General features: G+C 57.4%; 27 protein-coding genes. 7 read left to right on the top strand and 20 right to left on the bottom strand.

Annotation, left to right across the window (positions count from 1 at the left end):
* The first annotated feature begins 176 nt into the window (after positions 1 to 176).
* On the top strand, positions 177 to 1217 hold the full coding sequence (glnII, locus tag M7Q83_RS09180; protein WP_298337800.1) for a glutamine synthetase GlnII: 1041 nt from the start codon (positions 177 to 179) through the stop codon (positions 1215 to 1217).
* A gap of 161 nt (positions 1218 to 1378) precedes the next feature.
* Here the strand turns inward: glnII and M7Q83_RS09175 are convergent, their stop codons facing one another.
* From M7Q83_RS09175 to M7Q83_RS09160, 4 genes are all read right to left on the bottom strand, one after another.
* Complete coding sequence (locus M7Q83_RS09175) at positions 1379 to 2575, bottom strand: RtcB family protein (RefSeq protein WP_298337797.1); 1197 nt, start codon at positions 2573 to 2575, stop codon at positions 1379 to 1381.
* 251 nt (positions 2576 to 2826) lie between these two features.
* The gene (locus M7Q83_RS09170; RefSeq protein ID WP_298337795.1) at positions 2827 to 3066 is read right to left on the bottom strand and encodes a MoaD/ThiS family protein; all 240 of its coding nucleotides are present in this window, start codon (positions 3064 to 3066) and stop codon (positions 2827 to 2829) included.
* Positions 3056 to 3193 carry a hypothetical protein gene (locus M7Q83_RS09165; RefSeq protein WP_298337792.1) on the bottom strand — a complete coding sequence of 46 codons (138 nt, stop codon included), beginning with the start codon at positions 3191 to 3193 and terminating at the stop codon, positions 3056 to 3058. The genes M7Q83_RS09170 and M7Q83_RS09165 overlap by 11 nt, the downstream gene beginning before the upstream one ends.
* A 91-nt stretch (positions 3194 to 3284) precedes the next feature.
* Positions 3285 to 3767, bottom strand: coding sequence for a hypothetical protein (locus tag M7Q83_RS09160; RefSeq protein WP_298337789.1), 483 nt, complete (start codon positions 3765 to 3767; stop codon positions 3285 to 3287).
* Between the two features lie 321 nt (positions 3768 to 4088).
* Between M7Q83_RS09160 and M7Q83_RS09155 the strand changes: the two genes are divergently transcribed.
* From M7Q83_RS09155 to rpe, 5 genes are all read left to right on the top strand, one after another.
* Positions 4089 to 4871: an ABC transporter ATP-binding protein gene (locus M7Q83_RS09155; protein ID WP_298337786.1), complete on the top strand. Its 783-nt coding sequence runs from the start codon at positions 4089 to 4091 to the stop codon at positions 4869 to 4871.
* Positions 4868 to 5701, top strand: a complete 834-nt coding sequence (locus M7Q83_RS09150) for an ABC transporter permease (protein ID WP_298337782.1) — start codon at positions 4868 to 4870, stop codon at positions 5699 to 5701. The genes M7Q83_RS09155 and M7Q83_RS09150 overlap by 4 nt, the downstream gene beginning before the upstream one ends.
* A gap of 143 nt (positions 5702 to 5844) precedes the next feature.
* Positions 5845 to 6858 (top strand): ABC transporter substrate-binding protein, encoded by a 1014-nt coding sequence (locus tag M7Q83_RS09145; RefSeq protein WP_298337779.1) that lies wholly within the window; start codon positions 5845 to 5847, stop codon positions 6856 to 6858.
* A gap of 67 nt (positions 6859 to 6925) precedes the next feature.
* A complete protein-coding gene (gene rlmN, locus M7Q83_RS09140) occupies positions 6926 to 8032 on the top strand; it encodes a 23S rRNA (adenine(2503)-C(2))-methyltransferase RlmN (protein WP_298337775.1) in 1107 nt (368 codons plus the stop codon).
* Positions 8029 to 8742 carry a ribulose-phosphate 3-epimerase gene (gene rpe, locus M7Q83_RS09135; protein ID WP_298337773.1) on the top strand — a complete coding sequence of 238 codons (714 nt, stop codon included), beginning with the start codon at positions 8029 to 8031 and terminating at the stop codon, positions 8740 to 8742. The genes rlmN and rpe overlap by 4 nt, the downstream gene beginning before the upstream one ends.
* A gap of 162 nt (positions 8743 to 8904) precedes the next feature.
* On the opposite strand, the gene M7Q83_RS09130 is transcribed toward rpe, so the two are convergent.
* The gene (locus M7Q83_RS09130; RefSeq protein ID WP_298337771.1) at positions 8905 to 9693 is read right to left on the bottom strand and encodes an enoyl-CoA hydratase-related protein; all 789 of its coding nucleotides are present in this window, start codon (positions 9691 to 9693) and stop codon (positions 8905 to 8907) included.
* Positions 9694 to 9829: 136 nt separating this feature from the next.
* Between M7Q83_RS09130 and M7Q83_RS09125 the strand changes: the two genes are divergently transcribed.
* A complete protein-coding gene (locus tag M7Q83_RS09125) occupies positions 9830 to 9982 on the top strand; it encodes a hypothetical protein (protein WP_298337768.1) in 153 nt (50 codons plus the stop codon).
* Positions 9983 to 9991: 9 nt separating this feature from the next.
* On the opposite strand, the gene M7Q83_RS09120 is transcribed toward M7Q83_RS09125, so the two are convergent.
* The 15 genes from M7Q83_RS09120 to M7Q83_RS09050 all read right to left on the bottom strand — a co-directional run bounded on the left by M7Q83_RS09120 (position 9992) and on the right by M7Q83_RS09050 (position 21877).
* Positions 9992 to 10222 (bottom strand): hypothetical protein, encoded by a 231-nt coding sequence (locus tag M7Q83_RS09120; RefSeq protein WP_298337765.1) that lies wholly within the window; start codon positions 10220 to 10222, stop codon positions 9992 to 9994.
* Positions 10219 to 11433 carry a hypothetical protein gene (locus M7Q83_RS09115; RefSeq protein WP_298337762.1) on the bottom strand — a complete coding sequence of 405 codons (1215 nt, stop codon included), beginning with the start codon at positions 11431 to 11433 and terminating at the stop codon, positions 10219 to 10221. Before M7Q83_RS09115 ends, M7Q83_RS09120 begins: the two co-directional genes overlap by 4 nt.
* Positions 11408 to 13450 (bottom strand): flagellar biosynthesis protein FlhA, encoded by a 2043-nt coding sequence (locus M7Q83_RS09110; protein WP_298337759.1) that lies wholly within the window; start codon positions 13448 to 13450, stop codon positions 11408 to 11410. The genes M7Q83_RS09115 and M7Q83_RS09110 overlap by 26 nt, the downstream gene beginning before the upstream one ends.
* Positions 13451 to 13572: 122 nt before the next feature.
* A complete protein-coding gene (locus M7Q83_RS09105; RefSeq protein ID WP_298337758.1) occupies positions 13573 to 14703 on the bottom strand; it encodes an EscU/YscU/HrcU family type III secretion system export apparatus switch protein in 1131 nt (376 codons plus the stop codon).
* On the bottom strand, positions 14704 to 15462 hold the full coding sequence (locus tag M7Q83_RS09100; RefSeq protein WP_298337756.1) for a flagellar biosynthetic protein FliR: 759 nt from the start codon (positions 15460 to 15462) through the stop codon (positions 14704 to 14706). It lies immediately after the preceding gene.
* A 30-nt stretch (positions 15463 to 15492) separates the two neighbouring features.
* Positions 15493 to 15768 (bottom strand): flagellar biosynthetic protein FliQ, encoded by a 276-nt coding sequence (locus tag M7Q83_RS09095; protein ID WP_298337753.1) that lies wholly within the window; start codon positions 15766 to 15768, stop codon positions 15493 to 15495.
* A 7-nt stretch (positions 15769 to 15775) separates the two neighbouring features.
* Positions 15776 to 16492, bottom strand: coding sequence for a flagellar type III secretion system pore protein FliP (gene fliP, locus M7Q83_RS09090; RefSeq protein WP_298337751.1), 717 nt, complete (start codon positions 16490 to 16492; stop codon positions 15776 to 15778).
* A 3-nt stretch (positions 16493 to 16495) separates the two neighbouring features.
* Positions 16496 to 16915 (bottom strand): flagellar biosynthetic protein FliO, encoded by a 420-nt coding sequence (locus M7Q83_RS09085; protein WP_298337749.1) that lies wholly within the window; start codon positions 16913 to 16915, stop codon positions 16496 to 16498.
* Positions 16915 to 17223 (bottom strand): flagellar motor switch protein FliN, encoded by a 309-nt coding sequence (gene fliN, locus M7Q83_RS09080; RefSeq protein ID WP_298337747.1) that lies wholly within the window; start codon positions 17221 to 17223, stop codon positions 16915 to 16917. Before fliN ends, M7Q83_RS09085 begins: the two co-directional genes overlap by 1 nt.
* Before the next feature lie 2 nt (positions 17224 to 17225).
* A complete protein-coding gene (locus M7Q83_RS09075) occupies positions 17226 to 18131 on the bottom strand; it encodes a FliM/FliN family flagellar motor switch protein (RefSeq protein ID WP_298337745.1) in 906 nt (301 codons plus the stop codon).
* A gap of 45 nt (positions 18132 to 18176) precedes the next feature.
* Positions 18177 to 18662: a flagellar basal body-associated FliL family protein gene (locus M7Q83_RS09070; RefSeq protein ID WP_298337743.1), complete on the bottom strand. Its 486-nt coding sequence runs from the start codon at positions 18660 to 18662 to the stop codon at positions 18177 to 18179.
* A gap of 12 nt (positions 18663 to 18674) precedes the next feature.
* Complete coding sequence (locus tag M7Q83_RS09065) at positions 18675 to 19460, bottom strand: flagellar motor protein MotB (protein ID WP_298337740.1); 786 nt, start codon at positions 19458 to 19460, stop codon at positions 18675 to 18677.
* 2 nt (positions 19461 to 19462) lie between these two features.
* The gene (locus M7Q83_RS09060; RefSeq protein ID WP_298337737.1) at positions 19463 to 20269 is read right to left on the bottom strand and encodes a MotA/TolQ/ExbB proton channel family protein; all 807 of its coding nucleotides are present in this window, start codon (positions 20267 to 20269) and stop codon (positions 19463 to 19465) included.
* A gap of 2 nt (positions 20270 to 20271) precedes the next feature.
* The gene (locus M7Q83_RS09055; RefSeq protein WP_298337734.1) at positions 20272 to 20514 is read right to left on the bottom strand and encodes a flagellar FlbD family protein; all 243 of its coding nucleotides are present in this window, start codon (positions 20512 to 20514) and stop codon (positions 20272 to 20274) included.
* A gap of 73 nt (positions 20515 to 20587) precedes the next feature.
* A complete protein-coding gene (locus M7Q83_RS09050; RefSeq protein WP_298337732.1) occupies positions 20588 to 21877 on the bottom strand; it encodes a flagellar hook-basal body complex protein in 1290 nt (429 codons plus the stop codon).
* Positions 21878 to 21962 lie beyond the last annotated feature (85 nt).

Here is a 21962-nt window from a genome sequence, read left to right as displayed (position 1 = left end):
GTCACCCACCGCACCGCCAGGGTATTGGACAGTAGAGACCCAATCGTTACAGTGAGTTAACATAACTCCCCGCACGCGCTAGCCAGAACGCATACTCTTACAGATGAAGCAATTGGAGTGCGGCTGGATTCCTTCTATCGGTGTCAGCCACACCTGAAACCGAAAGCGAAAATACCATGAGTTACCAGGCTGAATATATCTGGATTGATGGAACAAAACCGACGCCTTTGATGCGAAATAAGACTCGTATTATCCAAGATGGCAAGGCACCCGATATCTGGGGATTCGACGGCTCCAGCACCAACCAGGCCCCTGGAGAGAACTCTGACTGCGTCCTGCAACCGGTCTTCCAGTGTCAAGACCCTATTCGCGGCGGAGATAATGTCCTTGTTCTCTGCGAGGTTCTTCTCACCGATTTCACCCCACACCCCACCAATACACGCTCGGCGTTAGTGCAGACGGCAGAGCGTTTTGCCGATCAGGAGCCGATGTTCGGCATCGAACAGGAGTACACCTTCTTCAAGGACGGCCGGCCATTGGGGTGGCCAGTCAACGGCTTCCCTGCGCCGCAGGGAGCCTACTACTGCGGCGTCGGCGGCCAGAAGATCGTCGGCCGCGATATCATCGAGGCCCATACGCTCGCCTGCATGGAGGCTGGTCTCCATATCGAAGGCACCAATGCCGAGGTTATGATGGCCCAATGGGAGTTCCAGATTGGCACGCTCGCTCCACCAGAGATCGGTGACGAGCTTTGGGTTGCCCGTTGGCTACTCATGCGCATCGCTGAGGACTTCGAGGTCGAGGTCAACTGGGATGCCAAGCCCGTCGCTGGCGACTGGAACGGTGCCGGTGCCCACACCAACTTCTCCACCCTGGCTATGCGTAACGACTTCGATCCTATTATCGCGGGGTGTGAGGCGCTTGGCCGAAAAGTCGAGGAGCACATCGCCAACTACGGAGACGGCATTGAGCGTCGGCTCACCGGTAAACATGAGACCGCTCGCTACGACGAGTTCAGCTACGGCGTCTCTAACCGTGCCGCCTCGATTCGTATCCCGTGGGCTGCCGCTAAGGCAGGCAAGGGGTGGCTCGAGGATCGACGTCCAAACGCCAACATGGATCCCTATACGGTCTGCCGTCTTATCATCGACACCGTCTGTTCGGATGCTGAGTCGTCCGTAGAAGCAGCTCCGGCTGATCTCGCCGACGCCATTTAAGCCAAAACCTTTGGGTTGATCGCCTCATCCAGAACGAGACGTCAACATGAATCAGAGTAGAGAGGCCGCCCAAACAGGTAGTTGGGCGGTCTCTCGATTTTGTGCTCAACTCACCCGTCGCGATCTGGCATCTTCTCATGGCCGTCCCAGAACGCGACGACCTATCGTGCTCGCCCCTTCCTTCTCACTTCTTCGACTCCTTTGTAATTCACGATCTGACGCAGCTCATGAACAACCTCAACGAGATCAGTCTGTGCCTCCATCACCTCCGCGATCGGCTTATAGGCATCGGGGTGTTCATCTAAGAGCGCCTCGGCGCTGGCTGCGTTCCAGGTCTTACCTGCCATCTCGGCATTCAACGAATCAACAGAGAGACTCCGACGTGCCTCCATCCGTGACAGACGCCTGCCAGCACCATGGGATGAACTCGTATAGCTGGCTACACTACCTCGACCACGGACAATATAGCTCTTGGCCCCCATCGAACCAGGGATAACGCCCAAGTCTCCACTACGCGCCCGGATGGCACCCTTACGCGTCAGCCAGACATCCTTCCCACCATGGTGCTCCATGACCGTGTAATTGTGGTGACAGTTGATCGCTGGTTCGGGCAGCAAGGTGCGTCCAAGGAACCAAGCTACCTGACGTACCACCTCATCAATCATTGCCTGTCGGTTCGCAAAGGCGTACTCCTGAGCCCAACGCATATCCCCGATATAGGCGTTGAACTCGTCAGTACCTTCCACAAGGTAGGCCAGATCAGGATCTTCAAGTTCAATGAAGTACTGACGCATCAGCCCCTTGGCACACTCAATGTGTTTGGTGGCAAGAGCATTGCCGATACCTCGCGATCCAGAGTGAAGCACTGCCCAGACGTCATCGTTCTCATCAAGACAGATCTCCACGAAGTGGTTGCCACTTCCGAGGCTCCCAAACTGGCTGTAGGCACGTCGTTGATCCTGTTCGTTCCAATCGGACCGCGCGGCGATCAGATGCTCGATCGTGGTCCTGGTCGTGTCATCGCGATGATCACCACGATGCCCCTGTCCCATGCCAGCCGGGATGGAGCGCGCAATCGCATGATGGAGCTCATTGAGATTATCGGGAAGTTCGTCTGCCTTCACGCCCAGGAACTGTGCCACCATGCCACACCCGATATCGACCCCTATCGCTGCAGGAATAATGGCACCGCGCGTCCCAAAGACGGTTCCAATCGTCGAACCCATGCCTACATGCGCATCGGGCATCAGCGCAACGTGTCCCGTGACAAAGGGCATGCGGGAAAGGCGTGCCGCCTGGTCAATGGTGGCATCTTCGATCTCCCCCCAGACGAGTACGTTGTCGTGCATTCTTGGCATGGCGTAACCCCTTACGAATAGCACTATCAGTGTAATCGTCGTGAACTACTGCCGCTATCGATCAAAGGAGCAGTCGGTATCATCGAGTGTTACGACGACAGCACGTTTCTGTGAACACCCATCACGATCGATCACCAGCAACGAGGCTGACAAAACACTACGTCGTACTGGTTCGGTGTTTCTCCCCTACCAGATCACACGACGCATATGCTCGGCCAACGCGCGGACAGTCGTCACCAACCCGCAGAGCGCTAGCCACCAGAGACCGGGGGCAGCACCACAACCTCACCGGTGGTGGGCATGGCACTCTCTGGGTCAAGAACCACGGAGCCGTGGGCCAGACGACAATACGGGAGAAGCGCCTTCATCCCATCGCCACAGTGTTCACCAAGCTGGGCGACAAAGTGCGAGACGGTGCCGGACTCGACCTCAATCTCGATCGTATCGGCACCAGCGACTGCCTTGGCGTTCCCGAAGAATCTAACGATCACGATCCCTCGGATCGAGCAGTTGGGCGATCTCCGTCGTCAGGAGATCGAATGCCTGATGGAGGGTTCGCAGCGTCTCCTCAACTCCGACGAGCGTCTCCTCAACTGCCTGCGTTTCACGATCATCCATCATGTCTGGCAGTTTAGCACCGACTCCATCGGCTCGATAACCACGAGACAACCATCGCGAACGGCACGCTCAAAGCTCAATCGACCCACGCTCAATACCTGAAGGCAGGACGGATCGCAAAGAGCAAATACCATCCACAGGCGACTTCGAGCACCACGAGAGCAATACCGTTCAGGCCAAAGAAGAATGTCAGCGCAACCCCTGCTCCGAGTTGGACAAGGGTACCATGAAAGACGATGCGCCACCCTCGCTCCCGAAGTTCTCGCAGTGGCTGGACACTCCGCAGATACATGACTCCATAGGCGGCAGTCAATGCCGCGGCCACATAGAAGCTCGAGAGCGCAGACCCACCGACACAGCCGAGGAGTACTCCTGTGCAAGATCCTCCAAAGGCCGTCGCAGCGCTCACAATATCAAAGGCGTCCAAGAGAACGAGCACTCCAACCGCCAACGCGATCACCCACGCCCACTTCGTCAGACGATCAACGACGGCATCGGGAAGCTTGGGCAGACGAGAGGAGGCGCTCAACAACCTATCCTCTAACGTGATCAGCACAATTCGATCACCTCCCACCTCGGCTTCTAAGCCAGTATAGTCTTATGGCTCCTTCGCCGGAAGCTCATCGTCATCACCCCCGAGAACTGTTATCTACAGCAACTGGGATTGACGCGGTGGCCAAACGCCCAAGAGGTCTCGTGTTACTTCGCTAGCGGTCACAATCCGATCATGAACTGGGAAGGTGCCCCACGAAGCGCTCAGTCGCGCGACGACCCGCACCAGAACGAGACAGGCGCCTTCAACCAGGTAGACGATGTGTCGTGCGCCATGGCTGGGTCCAACTCAGCAACACCAGTCACTAAACTGCAACACAATCTTGCTGGGAGGATCGATAACGTGACGGGGGTAAACCGGGATGATTGGCTCGTTCGCGCCAAGGGTATTACCAAAGTTTTTACCACCAACGGCCGGGGCGTGCTCGCACTCAACGATGTTGATCTAACATTGGCACGAGGCTCCTTTACCTCGCTCATTGGGCCATCGGGGTGTGGCAAGTCCACCCTCCTCAGGATTGTTGGCGGTATCGAGACTCCGAGCCAGGGGTCCGTCGAACACGCACGCGCACTCCAGGTTGCTTTTGTCTTCCAAGACCATGCCCTTTTCCCTTGGCTCACTGTGCTCGACAACGTCAGCTTTGGCCTCAAAATGGCAGGCGTGGAGACCAAGGAGCGCAACCGCCGATCACAACTCTGGATCGAACGGGTAGGGCTTGCTGGCTTTGAGAGGGCGTTCCCCAATGCCCTCTCCGGGGGCATGCGGCAACGCCTCTCCATCGCTCGAGCGTTCGTGACCGAACCCGATGTCCTCCTCATGGACGAGCCCATGGGGGCACTGGATGAACAGACCAGGCTCCTCATCCAAGAGGATTTGATCCGCCTGTGGGAGGAGACCCGCAAGACGGTGCTTCTGGTCACTCACTCCATTGACGAAGCCATCCTCCTCGGCGACCAGGTGATGGTCATGAGTCGACGCCCCGGCCGCATCAAGGCCAGCCTCACCGTATCGCTGGAGCGCCCTCGCACCCTTCACAACATGGCTGACCCTCGATTCGTCACCTTGAAGGACACCATCATCAACGATCTCCACGATGAGGTCATGGCATCGATGGAGTTTCGTTGACCACAACATCCACAGAGAATCGGATCGATGCTGAACTCAATCGGAGCTCGGCCCACAGTCGCCGTCTGCGCCAGCGCGACTTGGTGCTAGGGATCGCCACCCCGGTCGCACTACTCGTACTGTGGCAGATCGCTAGTTCTACTGGTCTGATCGACGCCAAGATCTTTACCCCACCGACAACCATCTTCTCCACCGCCATCACCCTGATCAACAACGGCATCCTGACCCACGATCTCGGTATTACCTCGCTCCGTCTCATCGTCGGCTTCGTCCTTGGAGGTGCGGCAGGGATCGTTGTCGGGATCTTTCTTGGCATCTTTCGCACGCTCCGTGCCGCCTTCTCTCCGCTGTTTTCCGCCCTCTACGCGGTACCCCAGATCGCGGTACTACCACTGCTCCTCGTCATTTTTGGGATCGGGGAGACACCAAAGATCCTCACCGTGGCCGCTGTCTCGTTTTTTGTCCTCGAGATCAACGCAATGGCGGGGGTACGCTCGATCGATCCCCAACTCATCGAAGCCGGAAGGGCATATGGAGCCAAAGGCCGACGTCTGTTTTGGCACGTCCTCATCCCTGGAACCTTGCCCGCCATCTTCACCGGCCTCCGGGTGGCGGCAGCACTTGCACTTGTCGTCGTCACAGCGACTGAGTTCGTCGCCGCCAACAGTGGATTGGGCTATCTGGTCTGGAACTCATGGCAACTCTTCGAACCCAACCAGATGTATGTTGGCCTGATCACCATCGCGCTGGTTGGAGTGATACTGACCGGTATCGTCGAACTCGTCGCGCGAAGGATCATGCCCTGGTCACGTCGGAACGCTCGTGACTGACCAGTTACCTTGATCTCAGCCGGGAGTGCCGTGTTGGTTGATTATACTCGCCTGAAACATCCACACCAGGACAGTTCACAAGGTACTCCCAACCCTATGTGTCCCTAGAAAACATGCAGTAAGGAACAGATACGATGCGTCAAATGAATAGGTTGGCTGCCGTTGCACTTGCCCTAGGAGCATCGGGCATCCTCGCTGCTTGTGGCAGCACGAGCGCGAATTCAAGTGCAACGACGAGCACCGCGTCCACGACCAATGTCACGGTCGCCTATGTGCCGATCCCGCTTTTTGACCCCCTCTACATCGCTATGGCCAAGGGCTACTTCACCAAGGAACATCTCGACGTCCACTTGACCGTCGTCTCTTCAGGGCAGAGTGCCACCACCTTGGCAGCCACCAACCGCGTCCAGGTCGTCCTTGGAGGCTTCTCTGCGGGCATGTTCGATGCTATCAACCAGGGATTAAATTTTAAGGTGGTCGGATCGATGGCGGCCGAGGCACCAGGCACTGCCGCAAATGGGCTCGTCGTTGCGAACGGCGTTGTACCAGCTGGCAAATCCCTCACCGCTGCCGAGCTACGTGGTGCCAAAATCGGTATCGATGGTGGCGCCGGAGCAGCCGGGGGCTATCTCCTCGCCGAAGCACTCAAGCCGTATCATTTGACCCTCGCTGACGTGAACGTCGTCAACCTCGGGTTACCCGATATGGAGACGGCACTCGCCAACCACTCCGTTGCAGCGGCCTATCCGGCAGCTCCCTTCCTCTCTGCGATTCTGGCCGCCAAGGATGGGACCCTCGTCTCCCCTGCACCAGTCAAGGCTGCGGTCGTCGGTGTGATCTATGGCGGATCCTTCGCCAAGACTCCTGCGGCCCAACGCTTCTTCGATGCACTCGCCAAGGGATCCCAGGACCTCCAAGGGTCCGCTCAGACCAGCGCCGCCAACCTCGCCATCATTGCTAAGGCCACCGGAGAGTCCACGAGTATCTTAGCCACGGAACCTCCGAGCATCTATGCACCAAATCTCGCACCTCCCGTCTCTACCCTTCAAGCGATGCAGCAGGTCTATCTGTCCAATGGACTCGTCGACTATCACCAACCGTTGAGCGCCTCTCGCTATATCGACCAGAGCTTTGCCAACAAGGTGCCGGCGAGTTAACCACGTTTGCCATCGGTGGGAGACGAAGTTCACCGCCGATGTTCGACTCCTGACTAGCCTTACTCATATGCCTTCGCTCTTTGACCTCGATTTCGTCACCGCCGAGGAGACACTCGGCGCTCGCTATCGGGTCGAGCAGCTCTTCGAAGGGCTCTTCGAGAAGGCGCTACCAGTGAAAGAGATCACCAGTCTCCCGCTTCGGCTGCGTGCCCAGCTCGCCAGCGACTATCCCTTGAGCCTCAGCGAAGTGACCATGACGAGCAGCGATGCTATGACGACCCGTAAATGGCTGTACTCAATCGACGGTGGCTATCGCATTGAGACTGTCCTAATGGAGTACCCACAACGAGCCACGGCATGCATCTCGACCCAGGCTGGCTGCGCCATGGCCTGTAGCTTCTGTGCGACTGGCCAGGGAGGGTTTGGGAGACAACTCACCACTGCGGAGATCATCGAGCAGGTCTACCGAGCCAAGCAAGCCGCACTACCTCGCCGCCTCTCCAATATTGTCATGATGGGCATGGGGGAACCCCTCGCCAACTACCGAGCCGTGATAGGGGCGCTCAGAGTCATCGTCGATCGTTTCGGAATATCGCCACGGCGCATCACCGTGTCGACCGTCGGTGTCGTTCCAGGCATCAAGCGCCTTGCCACAGAAGGGCTGCCGTTGACGTTAGCCGTCTCACTCCACGCCGCCAATGACCAAGATCGCTCCGAGATCATTCCGCTAAATCGACGCTATCCGATCGAGCAGATCATGACAAGCTGCGAAGAATGGACAGCGGCTACCTCCCGTCTGGTGAGTTTGGAGTGGGCGATGATCGCTGACTTCAACGATACCGAACGTGCCGCCGACGAGCTGAGCACCATCGCACGACGCCTCAGAGCACACGTCAATCTCATCCCTCTCAACCCCACGCCTGGCTACCTTGTTCGTGGCAGCACGCGTGAGAGAGTACTCGCCTTTCAGCGGGCCCTCCGGGCGAACGATGTGCGCTGCACTATTCGATCAACACGCGGTCAGACCATTGATGCAGCCTGTGGACAGCTCGCAATGCGCACAGAGCCAATGACCATTCGTCGCCGGCCGAACCCCAGCCTCATAGCAGGCAATGCAAGCCCCAATGAGGACAGGTCCCAGCCCATTTCGCAACAGCAAGGAGTTACCACATGACTACATCGCAGCGAGCTGAAAGGATCGTTGAACTCGCCCCGTCGGTTTTGCCGTGTGACTTTGGACGACTCGGCGAGGAGTTAGGGGCCTTAGAAGAGGCTGGCGTGGATCGAATCCACTGGGACGTGATGGATGGCGTGTTTGTACCCAACATCACCATCGGGGCACCCGTGATCGCCAGCTGCCGACGCTACAGCACGCTCCCCTACGAGGTACACCTGATGATCGTCGACCCTGAGCGTTACGTGAGCGAGTTCGTCGAGGCGGGCTGCGAGTTGATCACCGTGCACGCAGAGGCCACCCGTCATCTCCACCGGACCCTTAGTCTCATCAAGTCATTCGGGGTACGTGCCGGGGTTGCCCTCAACCCAGCTACGCCACTCACCGATGTCGAGTACGTCATGGATCAACTCGATGTGTTGATGATCATGAGCGTCAACCCAGGCTTTGGTGGCCAACACTATATCGAGGCGATGGATGCCAAGATTCTGGCGGCGGTTGCTCTCCGCGAAGCTACGAACCCACTGGTCAAGATCGAGGTTGACGGTGGCGTCTCCGAGGAGACGATCCAAGCATGCGTGATCAACGGGGCAGAGGTCCTCGTATCCGGCTCCGCTCTCATGGCACATCGTGGGCATCTCGCCGAGGCGGTTGAGCACTTCCACCAGCTTGCCCGTGATGTTCACCCGCAACGACCTACGTCGACCTAGGCCAAGATTGCCTCCATCACTGTTATCGCAGACAAACGCACCAGGAAAGTTCCAAGCGAAACCTCAAACCCGTAACCAGGTTCCAGAGATTCTCCGCATGCGTGACCAGCCAGAGACGATGGCGAACCTCGTGGGCGACCTGATCCCAGAGCAACAGTATGCCTAGGAGATGGCCTCGTCCTCCAAGGGCTGCCACCTGGGTTCGCGCCGCTCGACAAAGGCCGCCATCCCCTCGGCAGCCTCGGCGGACTCCATGGTGATAACGGCGAGCTCGGAGTTGAGTTGCCAGATCATCTCCGTTGCACGTGCATAGGTGCTGCGTAACAATCGCTTGGCATGCAAAATAGCCTGTGGACCAGCAGCAGCGATCTTCTCTGCAAAGACGAGTGCCTCGGTGAGCAACTGCTCTCGCGGAACGACTCTGTTGATCATCCCGAGCTCCAGAGCACGATCAGCTCCAATCGGCTCGCTGGTCAGGGCGAGCTCCATCGCCACGCTCCGCCCAACAAGTTCGCTCAATCGGATAAGGCCACCGCCCGTCGCCAGGAGACCGCGTTTTGCCTCAGGGAGGCCGAAACGAGCCCCTTCACTCGCGACGACCAGATCACAGTTGAGGACGATCTCAAAACCTCCCGCAACCGCGTAACCATTGACCGCAGCGATCAAAGGTTTGGGGAAATCGTAACCGCCAATACCGGCAAACCCGCGACCGGGGATGATGACGCCACGGCTACCGTTAGCTTGGGCAAACTTGAGATCCATTCCCGTGCAGAAGGCACGGTCTCCCGCTCCCGTTAGGACAACGCTCCGGATCGAGGAGTCGGTCTCCGCATCCTGGAGTGCCTCAGTGATCCCCTCCGCGACCCTATCGTTGACACAGTTCAATTGCTCAGGACGATTGATCGTGACGATCATCGTCGCACCATGTTGTTGGACCTCTACTTCAGTCAACTTCCCCACCCTTACGTCTTATCTCAGTCATGTTGGGCCGTCTTAGATCATGCCTCCTGAAGGCTAGGGCGGTAGACAATCGCTACCACTGGTCATCCATGATTGGAAGAGATTGTAACCTATAAGAATGCCCAGCATGCGCGAGAACAGTGAATCTTTACCCAACAAGGGAGTGATCGCTCATCTTTGGGAACGATGGAAGGGCATTACTGCGCTGTCTCAGAACCCATTCATCGGGGAACTGCCCGCCACCATCTTTCGCGATGAGCAAGAACAGCCCGATCGTTGATCTGCCCCGTTACGGTAGCTCATCTGATCGCCTACGCCGCTCAGCCAAGTTCTGTAAGTTGTACCAGGCGGTGATGGTCGCAAGAATCGAGAGACCGACATAGACAACCAAGAGTGCGATCAATAGATGTTCGAGATAGATTGACCAACCGTTATAGCCCTCCAAAACGTTGCGCAGGCTGGAGTAGGTGGCGATGAAGGCACCGACGAGTGTCAAGCGCACCCGCCATGGCACCTTCACCGATCAGCTCCTGTGGTCGATGGCCGCAACCGCGCAATTCCTAACTTGGCAGCGATCATGTCATCGCCGCGATACCAGAGCGCATCGATCTCACCACAGGGACTCATCTCACGCTCCAGTCGGGCGACCGTCGCATTACCCTCGACAGCGACAACGACGGCCATCATGGAATCCAGAAAGGAGCCGCGCAACAGGCGCAGTTGACCAGGATCCACCAAAACTCCCGTGCGGCCACTCGACTCAGTGCAATCCATTACCGACCGGGCTACCGCGTTGGCTGAACTCAGCATCTGTGGTGGGACTTCTCGGCGACGACGCGCAAGCACAAAACGATGGACCGGCACGATTCCCAGCTCCTCACAGATCTCGGTAAAGCGTCCGATTGGGTCAGTCGCCGACGGCACCACAATGGCTACCAGCTGGGTCTTGCCCCCGAACTGGGCCGTTTCGGCGATGAAGGGATGCCCCCGAAGATCAACAACTGGTTCGTCACGAGCGAGATCAACGACAAGCGCATCGATTCGATCAACGAGGAACGCGCCGGGCGCCGATCCTGCCTCCATCGCACGACGGGCGGCCTGGACGAGCTCTGTCTCTGTCAATGTGGTGCCAGCGTCCATATGTTCGGCGTCCACTTGTTCGACATATTGGGCATCAGTAGCATCAACCATGAGCTGAGCAGGCATCAGCCTTCTATCGGACTCGTCAGACGTGGTCAAGATAACCGGATGCTCTGGCTGGGCCTCGTTCGGAGGAACCATGACCGGATCCGCTAGTGTTGCCCAGCTCGGAGCAGCGATGTTGGTCAACTTCGTCACCTTTCCATCTCGACGGAACACCTTGGGGGTTGACATCGGAGCGGAAATTGGAGGTGTCGGGGAGGAACCAGTTGTCGTAGTTGATCGTCCATAGGTTCTCGCAAGCTCATCTTGAACGCTCCGATAATCGGATTCATCCGCTTCGGCAGGTGCTAGCGGTCGAGGGCCTGCACTGACGAGCACATTACGAAGAGCAGCTGCAAATCCAGGCGCTGAGATCGGTGCCGATGGGGGTTCGACCACGACGGTGAAGCTGATTCTCTTTCCGACAAAGCCGGGCTTGCTTACCCGCTCCGCGGCCACCAGCCGAACGCCCTCGCCAAGTGCTGTTCTCGCCTTTGCGACCGCCTCCTCAATCGTTTTCCCGTTAAACCGTAGCTGGTTCGACATCACCAATCACTCCTATCTGAATCAACTTAAGCGAAGGAGCAAGCTCCCTCACGGCCAACACTGGAATCGCTGCATCACCCGAGCGAAGGGTCTGGAAGAGTGCTTTACGAATAGCGGGCATGCAAACGAGTACTGGCTCATGGCCCTCCATCTCAGCCCGTAGCTTGGCCGCCCGGATCTCTTCTCGAAGGCGAACGATCTCTTCCATGCCGATACCTAACACCCGGCGACCATCTACGGTCACCAGGCTCTCGGCGAAGCGCATCTCGAGCTGTGACGAGAGGTACACAACTGCTAACATCCCATCCTGGGCAAAAGTCGATGAGATGGCCCCGCCGAGCGCTTCTCTCGCCGCATCGAGAAGCGCATCTGGCTCCTTGGAGGTGCGGTACTTATCGACAATCGCCTCAACAATCGCCGGCAGGTTTCTCACCGGAACGCGTTCGTCAAGCAGTTCTCGCAAGACTCGCTGAATGTCACCCATTGCCACCTGAGCGGTGTTGAGTTCGTCAACCACCACGGGAGCAACTCGCTTGAGGGCATCGAGCATCTCTTTGGTTTGCTGCCGAGTGAGTAACGCACCTGCATGATGCTGGACAACCTCTGAGAGATGGGTGACGATCACCGAAGAGCGATCCACCACGGTAGCTCCGAGTACTTGTGCCTGGGTCTTGTAGTCTGGTGGGATCCAACGAGCTCGTAGGCCAAAGACAGGATCGACGGTCGCCTCACCGGGTAATGCATCGAGATTATCACCGATCGCGAGTACGCGATCACGAGGGACTTTTCCGCGGCTGATCTCCATCTCTGCGATTTTGATCACGTACTCGGTGGGACCGATATCCAAATTATCGTGCGTTCGCACCGGTGGGAGCACGAAGCCCAGTTCTCCGGCCAGCTTGCGGCGCAACCCCTTGACCCGCTCGAGGAGATCGCCACCCTTTGCTGGATCCACCACATCGAGGAGTTCAAAGCCCAACTCGAGTTCGAGAATCTCCACACCAACCACGTCCTGGGCAGTCTCGGGAGCAGCGACCTGGGTCAGCGCCTCGGCTGTCGCCTCTTCGTCTCGCTCAGGAGTCTTCGAGACTCGCCACCCAATCACAAAGACGGTACCACCAACGAGTAGGAACGGGAGCTTGGGCAAGCCCGGCAGCAAACCAAGAGTGCCGATAATACCACCGGCGATCTGGAGGGCTACGGACTGCTTCAAGAGCTGTTGTAAGAGGTCGAGGCCAAAGTCTGAGTCATTCGAGGTTCGGGTCACGACCAGACCGGTTGCAATCGACAGGAGCAGCGCGGGGATCTGGCTGACGAGACCGTCACCGACGGAGAGCAAAGAGTAGGTGTCGATCGACTGGCTGATCGAGAGATGATGCTGGACTACCCCGACGATGAAGCCACCGATGAGGTTGATCACGGTGATCACCGCTGCGGCAATGGCATCACCCTTGATGAACTTTGAAGCGCCGTCCATCGCACCGTAGAAGTCAGCCTCCTTCGAGATGCGCGCGCGTCGTCGCCGAGCCTCAGCCTCATCGATATGACCCGCATTGAGGTCGGCATCGATAGCCATCTGCTTACCCGGCATCGCATCCAACGTAAAGCGAGCACCCACTTCAGCAACACGTCCAGCACCAGAGGTGATGACGACAAACTGGATGATGAACAAAATGGCGAAGACGACGAGACCGACGATGACCGATCCGCCGACCACAAAGTGGCCAAAGCTCTCGATCACGGATCCGGCATAGGCATGCAACAGCACCAATCGGGTCGCCGAGACGTTGAGTGCCAATCGAAACATGGTGGCGATCAAGAGCACTGAGGGGAAGGCTGCAAACTCCAAGGGATCGGTCACTCGCAAGGAGACCCCGAGGACAACTAAGGCAAAGGTGATGTTGGCAGTGATAAGAATATCAAGCAACTGTGAAGGAATTGGAACGACTAACATCACCACAATCACGGCGATGCCAATCGGTACCGCGAGCGCCAATCGGCGCATACGGGCACTCTCCATGGTCCTCCCTCATTAAACCTTGGTCATCCTTGAGAACAGGGCTCATCCGTGTACTCAACACTTCGTCAGTCAAGTCCACGACCTTTAATTAAAACCATCAACCAACGATGAATTGGATCTGCCTAGGTGGCGAGTTCGGTGAGAACTCGCTCAAGGATCTCCTCTGGGATCTCATCTAAATTGGACTGATGGGTGGACTCGTAGTACCGCGCGGTCGTCGAGAGCTGGTAGACAAAGGCCAGGAGACGAGCCACGACCAAGAACAGAGAGCCGGGGATCGACTCTCCAACAGGAACCGCGATATTGAGCGCGCGTGCCAAAGGGGGGTCGATGACGATTGGTACCCCTGCCACCCGGGCCCGCTCTCGAATGGTGGCAGCGATATACTCCGAGCCCTTAGCCAACACGATAGGTGCACGATGGGTCGCTGGCTCATACTTGAGCGCAACCGCGACGTGGGTAGGATTCGCTACTACCACGTCAGCGAGGGCGACGTTAGCGATCATGCGCCGTCTGGAGAGCTCCCGAGCGACTCGCCGACGCCTCCCTTTGGTCTGCATATCCCCTTCATACTGCTTGATCTCGTCTTTCACCTCCTGGCGGGTCATCAGCAGCTGCTTGCGCACTTGCTGCCGAGAACGACCGTAGTCAATCAGTGCAATGGCGAGTCCCAAAACCCCGGTGAGTCGTACCAGTTCCAGACTCATGGCGGCGACCTGTGCGGCGACCGCGAGTGGCGCAACTGACGCTGATGTCAAGGCATCGACACCCCCCAACAACAGGAGCGTCGAGACCACCACCACGATCAACAACTTCACGAGCGACTTCGCCGCCTCAATCGCCGGGGTGGTGGAGAAGATGCGTGAAAGGTTCTGCTTCGGCGAAAAATGGGTAAAGGTTGGTGTGATCTTCTTGGGCACAAAGCGTATTCCCACCTGCGCGATGTTGATAAGTGCCACAAAAACTGCGACTGGCGTCGCGACAATAATCGCAAGCTCTCCCACGGTCTCGAGTCCCGCCTCGAGCCGACGCAGGGCCATTCCAGCGGTAATTGACGCACCTCCATCGAGCGCAAGGTGACCAAAGGCGACGATCTTTGCCTCCACGAGATGAAACATCAACGGTGCGGCCAACGAAAAGGCGAGGATCACCAACCACGTTGCTAGCTCGGCTGAACGCGCGACCGTCCCCTCCTTCTTGGCTTTTTGTAGCTTCTGTGCCGTTGGCTGTTCGGTACCCTCATTCTTTGGCACTTAACCTCCCAAGAGGTCCCGCTCTGCCGCTAAGAGGTCGCGGATCGAGGCATCAAAGAGATGTGGTAAGAGGGGCACCGCGACCACCATCAGGATGAACGACAGAAGAATCTGGAGTGGGAAGATGAAGGTCAATGCATAGAGCTGGGGAGCGACCTTGGTGAGGACACCGACGACGATCTGAGAGAAAAACATCACCGCAAGGATCGGCGAGGCTACTTCGAGCGAGGAGACAAAGAGAATCGTCACCGACTTGACTAAGATGCCGAGCGTGAAGGAGAGATGGAAGAGATTCGGTGTCCCAAAACTGGCGAAGTATCCATGGATCACCACCACATCGGCCCCTGAGACGAAGAACAGGACGATCCACATCAGGTTGTAGAACTCGCCAGTCACCGGCGTCTCATTCAGCGATAGCGGGTCGAGCGCTGGTGGAGTCGAGAAGCCACCGAAAAGACCTACCAACCCGCCCGCCGACTCCCCAAGAGAGACAAACAACATAGCGAAGAAGCCGAGCGCCGCTCCAATGAGTAGTTGTTCAGCGGTGGTTCCGATCAAGCCACCCGTCGTCGTCGGCAGTGCCATGCCCCGAACAAGCGGCGACTCGGTTCCAAGGCCAAAGGCGACAGCGATCGCCACCCGCGCCGAGATCGGAACCACCGGCATCGCGAACGGAAAGGCCACCAGAATAAAACCCATCGAACGGCTGAACGCCAGGAGATACCCGATCAGCCAATGCGCGTCGAAGGCTACCTGCATACGAACCCGTTTCCTTGGTGCTTGGCCATCTCAAAGAGAACTCACCAAGGAAGGAATCTCTCGGTACATCTGAATCGTAAACCCATCGAGTTGAGAGAGCATCCAATGACCAGCAAGGAAGATGATGAGTGCAATCACGACAAGCTTTGGAAGAAAGCTCAAGGTCGCCTCTTGAATTTGGGTAAGCGTCTGGATAAAGGCCACAACGAGGCCAATCGCTAGGGCTCCAGCCAAGACCGGTCCGGCGAGCTTGGCGGCGAGATAGAGGGTTTGGCCGGCGATCTGGAGAACAGGTCCATCATTCATTGCCTACTCATTTCATACTCACTAACAACGCATGCACCACAAGTGTCCAGCCATCGACCATGACAAAAAGTAACAGCTTGAAGGGAAGTGATACCAGCGTTGGTGGCAACATCATCATGCCCAAACTCATCAGGATCGACGACACCACGAGATCGATCACGAGAAAAGGCAGAAAGATCACAAAGCCGATGATGAAGGCCGAATGCAACTCCGAGAGTAAGAAGGCGGGTATCACCGCATCCATCGAAACTTTCGTGGGTGCGACCGTGCCTTGATGATTCACCTTTGCGAAGAGCTCAAGCTCTTGGGTCCTGGTATTGGAGAGCATCCACTCCTTGATCGGGGTCTGCGCCCGATCATAGGCCTGCACCGCATTGATCTGTCCGTGCAGATAGGGTTGGACCGCCACATGATCGACGATTTTGATGGTCGGTGCCATGATGAAGATCGCAAGAAAGAGAGCAAGTCCCGCCAGCACCTGGTTTGGGGGTGTCGCGGTAAGCCCAAGTGCATTTCGCGTGATCGAGAGCACCACCACGATCTGGACGAATCCCGTCAACAGGATAAGGAGAGATGGTGCAACCGACAACAGGGTGAGCACCAAGATAATGATCAGCGATTCACTCGGCCCTGAGGCACCGTGCAAGCTGATGTTCAGGCTCGGCAACTTCGTCGCCGGCCCGACGGCCCCAAGTAGTGCCGTCCCGAGAGTAGCAGAGCCCATTGACTAACTCTGTTGTCCGCCGAGTAGCCGGCGAATGCCAGCCACTACGCTCTCCTTCTGCCGTCCATGCCAGATATCGCCATTCGTCCTGCCCCAGGTCGCCAGCAGTTCGCGCTCCGGATCTTCAATCATTGAAAGATCCAAGACTTCGACCGGCTCCTCAGGGGTGAGCTCCACGCCAAGCTCTCCGAGAAGTTGAAGCTGTGTGCCAGAGACCCCAATGAGCAGGCGCTTCTCCCCTGCATCGAGTACAAAGATGTTCGCCTTCTGACCGAGAGCGACCCGTTGGGTCACCTTGAGTGGTCCGTGCCCTCGTTCAGCACCCACCATCCCAATCCGTCGGCGTTTGGCAACCTTACCCATACCAACGATGAGGGCAATGACAGCCCCAAGGGCCAGCAACGCGGTAACAATCGACCCCATCAGCGCCCAGCCCTCAGGTTATCGACCTCTTCAGAGTTGACCACCTCGACGATGCGCACACCGAACTCGTCATCGACGACGACGACCTCACCATGGGCCACCAGGGTTCCGTTCACCAAAACATCGACTGGTGCATTTGCCGCGCGATCGAGTTCGATGACGTCACCGCTGGTGAGATTCAGGAGTGCCTTGACAGACATCTTCGCCCGGCCGAGCTCTACGGTCAACTCCATCTCGACATTGCGAAGCACCGCAAGGTTATCGACCGTCACTGGTCGTTCCACCTCGGCTATCTCCTCATTTTCCATCCTTACTCCTCCTCACCCACGATGATTGCTGCGACACGGGAACCAGCCTGCCCCAGTACCGCTTTGTACAGTTCCACTCGGTCCACCACCACCGACATCGGACGACTCTTTCGATGTCCAAGGCCGACCACGTCTCCTGGCTTAAGCCGAAGGAAGGCCTGCGACGAGATCGTTGTGGGGGTCAGACGAACCCGGGCAATGACCGGTACCTCCTGCAAGCGGCGTTCAAAAGCTGCCTGGAAATCGGTTCCATTCTCCTGCATGACGACCGCCCGGGAGGAGATCGTCTCCACCACCGGACGCAACATCGAATAGGGCAAGATCATCGAGAGTTGACTCAGCTCGTCATCGCCAAGTGAGAAACGGAACTTCGCCCATACGCACATCTCACCGAGAGGGATGCCCTGAATAAACTCCAACGACGGTTCCGTGTGGATACGATCGGGAACGACCGCGGTCTGGGTCGAGATCGCGGCTGCGACCTGGGTCACCATGTCTTCAAAGAGTTTGGAGGCAAGATTCTGTTCGAGATCAGTTAACTCACGCGACTCGATCGGCGGTGAGTCTCCTTCACCTCCAAGGCGAAGGTCGATCAGCCGAAGAGTAACCGCCGCCGGCAGAAAGATCGTCGCTCGCGAGGCGAGCGGATGAAGTGCGAAGTTGATCACCAACCCTGAACCAGTCAGCTCCGAAAGGACACTCTCCCATGACAGCTGGTCGATAGTGTCGAGCTCGATCTTGACATTGCGACGTAAGGCAGCCCCGAGTAGGGTTGCACTCGGCCGCGATGCGCTCTCGAGCAGCAACTCCACACCGCGCAGATGAGAACGTTCAAAACTTCTTGGTAGACGAAAGTCGACCGGTCGTATCGATCGTCGCTTCTGATCCTCTGTGGTCTCCCCGCTCATGGGTTCTTCATCGACCGTAGAACCCTGAACTGAAGAATTTCCTTCCTACTGCACGATGAAACTCGCAAAGAGGATGGACTGCACCGTGTCCCAGGGCTTTGGTCCAGTATGCAACACTGTGTTGAAGGCATTGGTCAGCGTCACCGCCGCCTGCGTTCTGCCTGAGGTCGGAAGGAGTTCGCTATAGCCCATGCCACCAAAGCTCAAGATCGCAGCGTTGTTCAGTTGTGGAAGGTCCTTGACAACCTCAGCCTTGGTATCTCCCGGCGCGAGTTCAAGGAGCATTTGGGCCTGAACGATGTGGCCATCGTCGAGATTGGTCGTAATGACCGGCATCGTGTAGGAGATGCTCGGCAGCGTTACGGCCGCCTTCGTTCCCTTCGCAGTCTTTGGGGGCTTCTTCAGCACCAAGAAGTAGGCTGCTACCGCCGCGATCACCACCACCAAGATGATGAGCATCAACTTCTTCTTACCCTTCTTCTTCGGCTGCTCCTCTGGGGTCGCCTCTGCTGGTGCCATCTTGGTCGCCATCGCTGTGCCTCCTTACAGTCGGTTGTTTGCTTGTGAGTTAAGAATCACGACATCGACTCTTCGATTCAACGCCATGTTCGTCGGATTTGAATTGGGTACGATTGGGTGGGTCGCACCAAAACCAGTCGCGGAGAGCCGGTTCGCACTGACCCCATCGGTACGCATGAGCTGCTCCAAGACCGTCACCGCTCGCACGGCTGAGAGTTCGAAGTTCGATGAAAACGGTCCGCCATAGATGGGTGCTGAGTCGGTATAGCCCTCCACATCGATATCATTTGGCAGCGGCTGCACCACCTTTCCGATGATATTGACGACCTCGCTACCGACCGGACCAAGCGCAGCGGAGTCCGTGTTGAAAAAGACCTTATCCGAGAGCAGCCGAACAACCACTCCGCGTTTTTCAACCGCCACCTCCACATCGTTGGCGAGGTTTGCCTGTGCGAGCGCCGCGTTGATCTGGGCTGCGAGTTGGCTGCTTTGCTGGGAGACACTCGCGGGGGTTCCAGCACCCGTCTGGGGTATTGCGATCTGTGGTGGTCCTGGCGTAACCCCGGGATGGGTGATGAGTGAGCGGTGTTCTAAGAGACCGGTTCCACCCTTCAGGGCAGACTGCAGCTGCATCTGTGAGAAGGTCTGCAATAACCCAGTCTTGAACTCATCGAACTTCTTCTGTGAGATGCTACTCATCGCGAACAGCACGACAAAGAGCGCCAGCAAAAGCGTGATCATATCGGCATAGGTGAGCAACCAACGTTCGGAGTTCTCCGCCTCCGCCTCGCCCTCGGCACGTTTTCCCATGCCTAAGCCGCCTGACCCTTACCCTGACTCTTGCCTTGCTTTGGATTCTCCCCGTTCGCCCGATCAGCCGGAGCTAGATAGGTCAACAGCTGCTGTTCTAAGAGACGCGGCGAGGATCCGCTCTGGATGGCCAAGGCGCCATCGACGATGAGGAGCTTTGCCATGTGCTCCTGCTCGGCCAGATGGGCGAGTTTGTTCGAGATCGGCAACCAGATCACATTCGCCGTCATAACACCCCAGAGTGTGGCGGTGAAGGCGGCTGAGATCGCAGGACCCAAGGTATTTGGTGACGAGAGGTTCGCGAGCACATGGATCAGGCCCATCACAGTGCCGAGGATGCCAAGTGTCGGAGCAAAACCCGCCATGTCCTTAAAGAACTTGGCGCCGGCCTTATGGCGAGAGCGCATCGCCTCGATATCAGCCTCGAGGATCTCGCGAATCTTCTCACCGTCGACCCCGTCGATGATGAGCTGGATCCCGCTCTTCAAGAACGGATCGGTAAGATCCTTCGCCGCTGTCTCGAGAGCGAGTACTCCCTCACGCCGAGCCATCTCCGCGAACTTGACCAGCGTCTCGACGGTCTCTTCCGCTGTCAAGGACTTGGCAAGGATCGCCGACTTCAGTGCGCCGACGATCCTGCCAACTTCCTTGAAGCGGATGCCAGCAAGGGAGACAAAAACCGTGCCGCCGATCACCAAGAGCATCGCCGAAGGCGCGATCAGCGACGCTGGATTGCCGCCATCGAGTACCATCGCAACGATGACGGCGATGAGCGCAAATACGATCCCTACCGGGGTTGCAACATCCATGTCTACTCCAACTCACTTCCATGTAACACCATCAATGACCGATGATCCTGACTCCCAAGCGCTGGATTAAGAATCCTCGCCTTGTACTCGATCACGATCCCGACGATCGCTGACACCGACTCCTTGACGACAAAACACGCTCCCGTCGTAAGCGTGATCACCGTGTCCGGTGTCGCCTCGATCTTTTCAATCAGATCTGCGTTCAGAATAACTGTCGATCCTGACAGCCGAGTTACCTCGATCATCGTGCACCTCCCATGTGCTGTAAGGAGCATCGGCACAAACCTCGGCCACCTCAAGAGCAAATGGGTGCTAATTTTATGCCATCTGCACCAGAGATTGGAGAACCGAGGCGGTCGTGGAGACCACCTTTGTATTCGCCTGATAGGCGGTCTGTGCAAGCACCAGGTCGGTCAGCTCATTACCGAGGTTCACATTCGACTCCTCCACCGAGCCGCCCACAAAGGTCCCACGACCACCCGCTCCCGCCGCTCCAAGTTGCGCAGCGCCCGAGTTCAGGGTTGCCTGGTAGAGGAGGTTCCCCTGCTTGGCAAGACCCTCGGGGTTCGTGAACAACGCACTCGCGATCTGGCCAAGCACCTGCTTGGTGCCGTTCGCATAGGTGCCCTGCACCGTTCCGTCTGATCCGATGCTAAAGCCCGTCAGTGCGCCAGAGGGAGCCCCGTCTTGGTTGGTGACCGCCAAGGATGAGGAGTTCCCGGCGAATTGAGTAACCGCGTTGGTGGAGCCAGCAGCTGGGAAGTCGAGGTTCATCGTCGAGGTCTTGAGGTTATAACCCGAACCTGTCGGAAATGTCAACGTGATCGGCGTGGTCGGGCTGGTAAGTTGGCCCGTGGTACTGGAGAAGCTAATCGAGCTCGGTGATAGGGAAAGCGTCACAGGTGTTGATGAACTCGACCCCGGTGCCGCTGCGGCCGTTGCCGACACTGTCCATGTGTCGCTCGTCGATGACGAACCTCCTGATGGCGGGGTAAACGTAAAGGTAATTGGAATCGGGTCACCTAGAGAGTCATACGCGGTGGTCGTAACCGTCACCGGATTCGTTGCGCCAGCCGCCAAGTTGCCTCCCAAGGTGATGTTCTGAGTCTCCACTGGGTTCGCTACTTGACCTTGGGGAATCGTGATGCCGGTGAGTGGACTGTTCGGATTGATCTGCCCGTTGGCCCCTGGTGCCCAGCCCTGCACGATCGCACCAGTGGAGGTCACAAGTTGACCAGCAGCATCGAGCTGTAGCGCGCCGTCGGTGGTGTAGTAGTCTTGGCCTCCCTGAGAGACTACAAGGAAACCGTTACCGGAGATCGCGAGGTCCGTTGAGACCCCCGTCTGTTGCATCGTTCCTTGGGCGAAGTTGGTGTTGTCGCTGGCGACCCGCACACCCGATCCCATCACAATCGGGTTGGTACCGCCCTGATTGCCCACGGTGGGCGCGCCCGCTCCTTGCGACTGCTGATAGAGTAGGTCAGCGAATTGGATCGAGGTCGATTGGTAGCCAACGGTGTTCGAGTTGGCGATGTTGTTGGCGATGTTGTCAAGCCACTGCTGATCGGCGTTGATACCGGTGATGGCTGCGGATAGGGACTTGGTCATGATTTCCTCCTTGGAATATAGAACTAAAACTCATCGATTGCTCGTGCTGATAAAGAACTTATGGTGATGAAGAACAGGTGGCCGT

It is taken from the genome of Ferrimicrobium sp. (assembly GCF_027364955.1).
Classification (GTDB): Bacteria; Actinomycetota; Acidimicrobiia; order Acidimicrobiales; family Acidimicrobiaceae; genus Ferrimicrobium.
Note: the sequence above shows the minus strand (reverse complement) of the source record. Positions and strands in the feature narration are given on the sequence as shown.

Bases quoted from the DNA above. Each gene is read 5' to 3' on its own strand.
- rlmN (WP_298337775.1), top strand. From the start codon at position 6,926: ATGCCTTCGCTCTTTGACCTCGATTTCGTCACCGCCGAGGAGACACTC.
- M7Q83_RS09050 (WP_298337732.1), bottom strand. From the start codon at position 21,877: ATGACCAAGTCCCTATCCGCAGCCATCACCGGTATCAACGCCGATCAG.
- M7Q83_RS09165 (WP_298337792.1), bottom strand. From the start codon at position 3,193: ATGGATGATCGTGAAACGCAGGCAGTTGAGGAGACGCTCGTCGGAGTT.
- M7Q83_RS09175 (WP_298337797.1), bottom strand. From the start codon at position 2,575: ATGCCAAGAATGCACGACAACGTACTCGTCTGGGGGGAGATCGAAGAT.
- M7Q83_RS09070 (WP_298337743.1), bottom strand. From the start codon at position 18,662: ATGGCGACCAAGATGGCACCAGCAGAGGCGACCCCAGAGGAGCAGCCG.
- glnII (WP_298337800.1), top strand. From the start codon at position 177: ATGAGTTACCAGGCTGAATATATCTGGATTGATGGAACAAAACCGACG.
- M7Q83_RS09075 (WP_298337745.1), bottom strand. From the start codon at position 18,131: ATGAGCGGGGAGACCACAGAGGATCAGAAGCGACGATCGATACGACCG.
- M7Q83_RS09110 (WP_298337759.1), bottom strand. From the start codon at position 13,450: ATGGAGAGTGCCCGTATGCGCCGATTGGCGCTCGCGGTACCGATTGGC.
- rpe (WP_298337773.1), top strand. From the start codon at position 8,029: ATGACTACATCGCAGCGAGCTGAAAGGATCGTTGAACTCGCCCCGTCG.
- M7Q83_RS09060 (WP_298337737.1), bottom strand. From the start codon at position 20,269: ATGGATGTTGCAACCCCGGTAGGGATCGTATTTGCGCTCATCGCCGTC.
- M7Q83_RS09065 (WP_298337740.1), bottom strand. From the start codon at position 19,460: ATGGGAAAACGTGCCGAGGGCGAGGCGGAGGCGGAGAACTCCGAACGT.
- M7Q83_RS09055 (WP_298337734.1), bottom strand. From the start codon at position 20,514: ATGATCGAGGTAACTCGGCTGTCAGGATCGACAGTTATTCTGAACGCA.
- M7Q83_RS09125 (WP_298337768.1), top strand. From the start codon at position 9,830: ATGCGCGAGAACAGTGAATCTTTACCCAACAAGGGAGTGATCGCTCAT.
- fliP (WP_298337751.1), bottom strand. From the start codon at position 16,492: ATGGGCTCTGCTACTCTCGGGACGGCACTACTTGGGGCCGTCGGGCCG.
- fliN (WP_298337747.1), bottom strand. From the start codon at position 17,223: ATGGAAAATGAGGAGATAGCCGAGGTGGAACGACCAGTGACGGTCGAT.
- M7Q83_RS09145 (WP_298337779.1), top strand. From the start codon at position 5,845: ATGAATAGGTTGGCTGCCGTTGCACTTGCCCTAGGAGCATCGGGCATC.
- M7Q83_RS09085 (WP_298337749.1), bottom strand. From the start codon at position 16,915: ATGGGGTCGATTGTTACCGCGTTGCTGGCCCTTGGGGCTGTCATTGCC.
- M7Q83_RS09100 (WP_298337756.1), bottom strand. From the start codon at position 15,462: ATGCAGGTAGCCTTCGACGCGCATTGGCTGATCGGGTATCTCCTGGCG.
- M7Q83_RS09095 (WP_298337753.1), bottom strand. From the start codon at position 15,768: ATGAATGATGGACCTGTTCTCCAGATCGCCGGCCAAACCCTCTATCTC.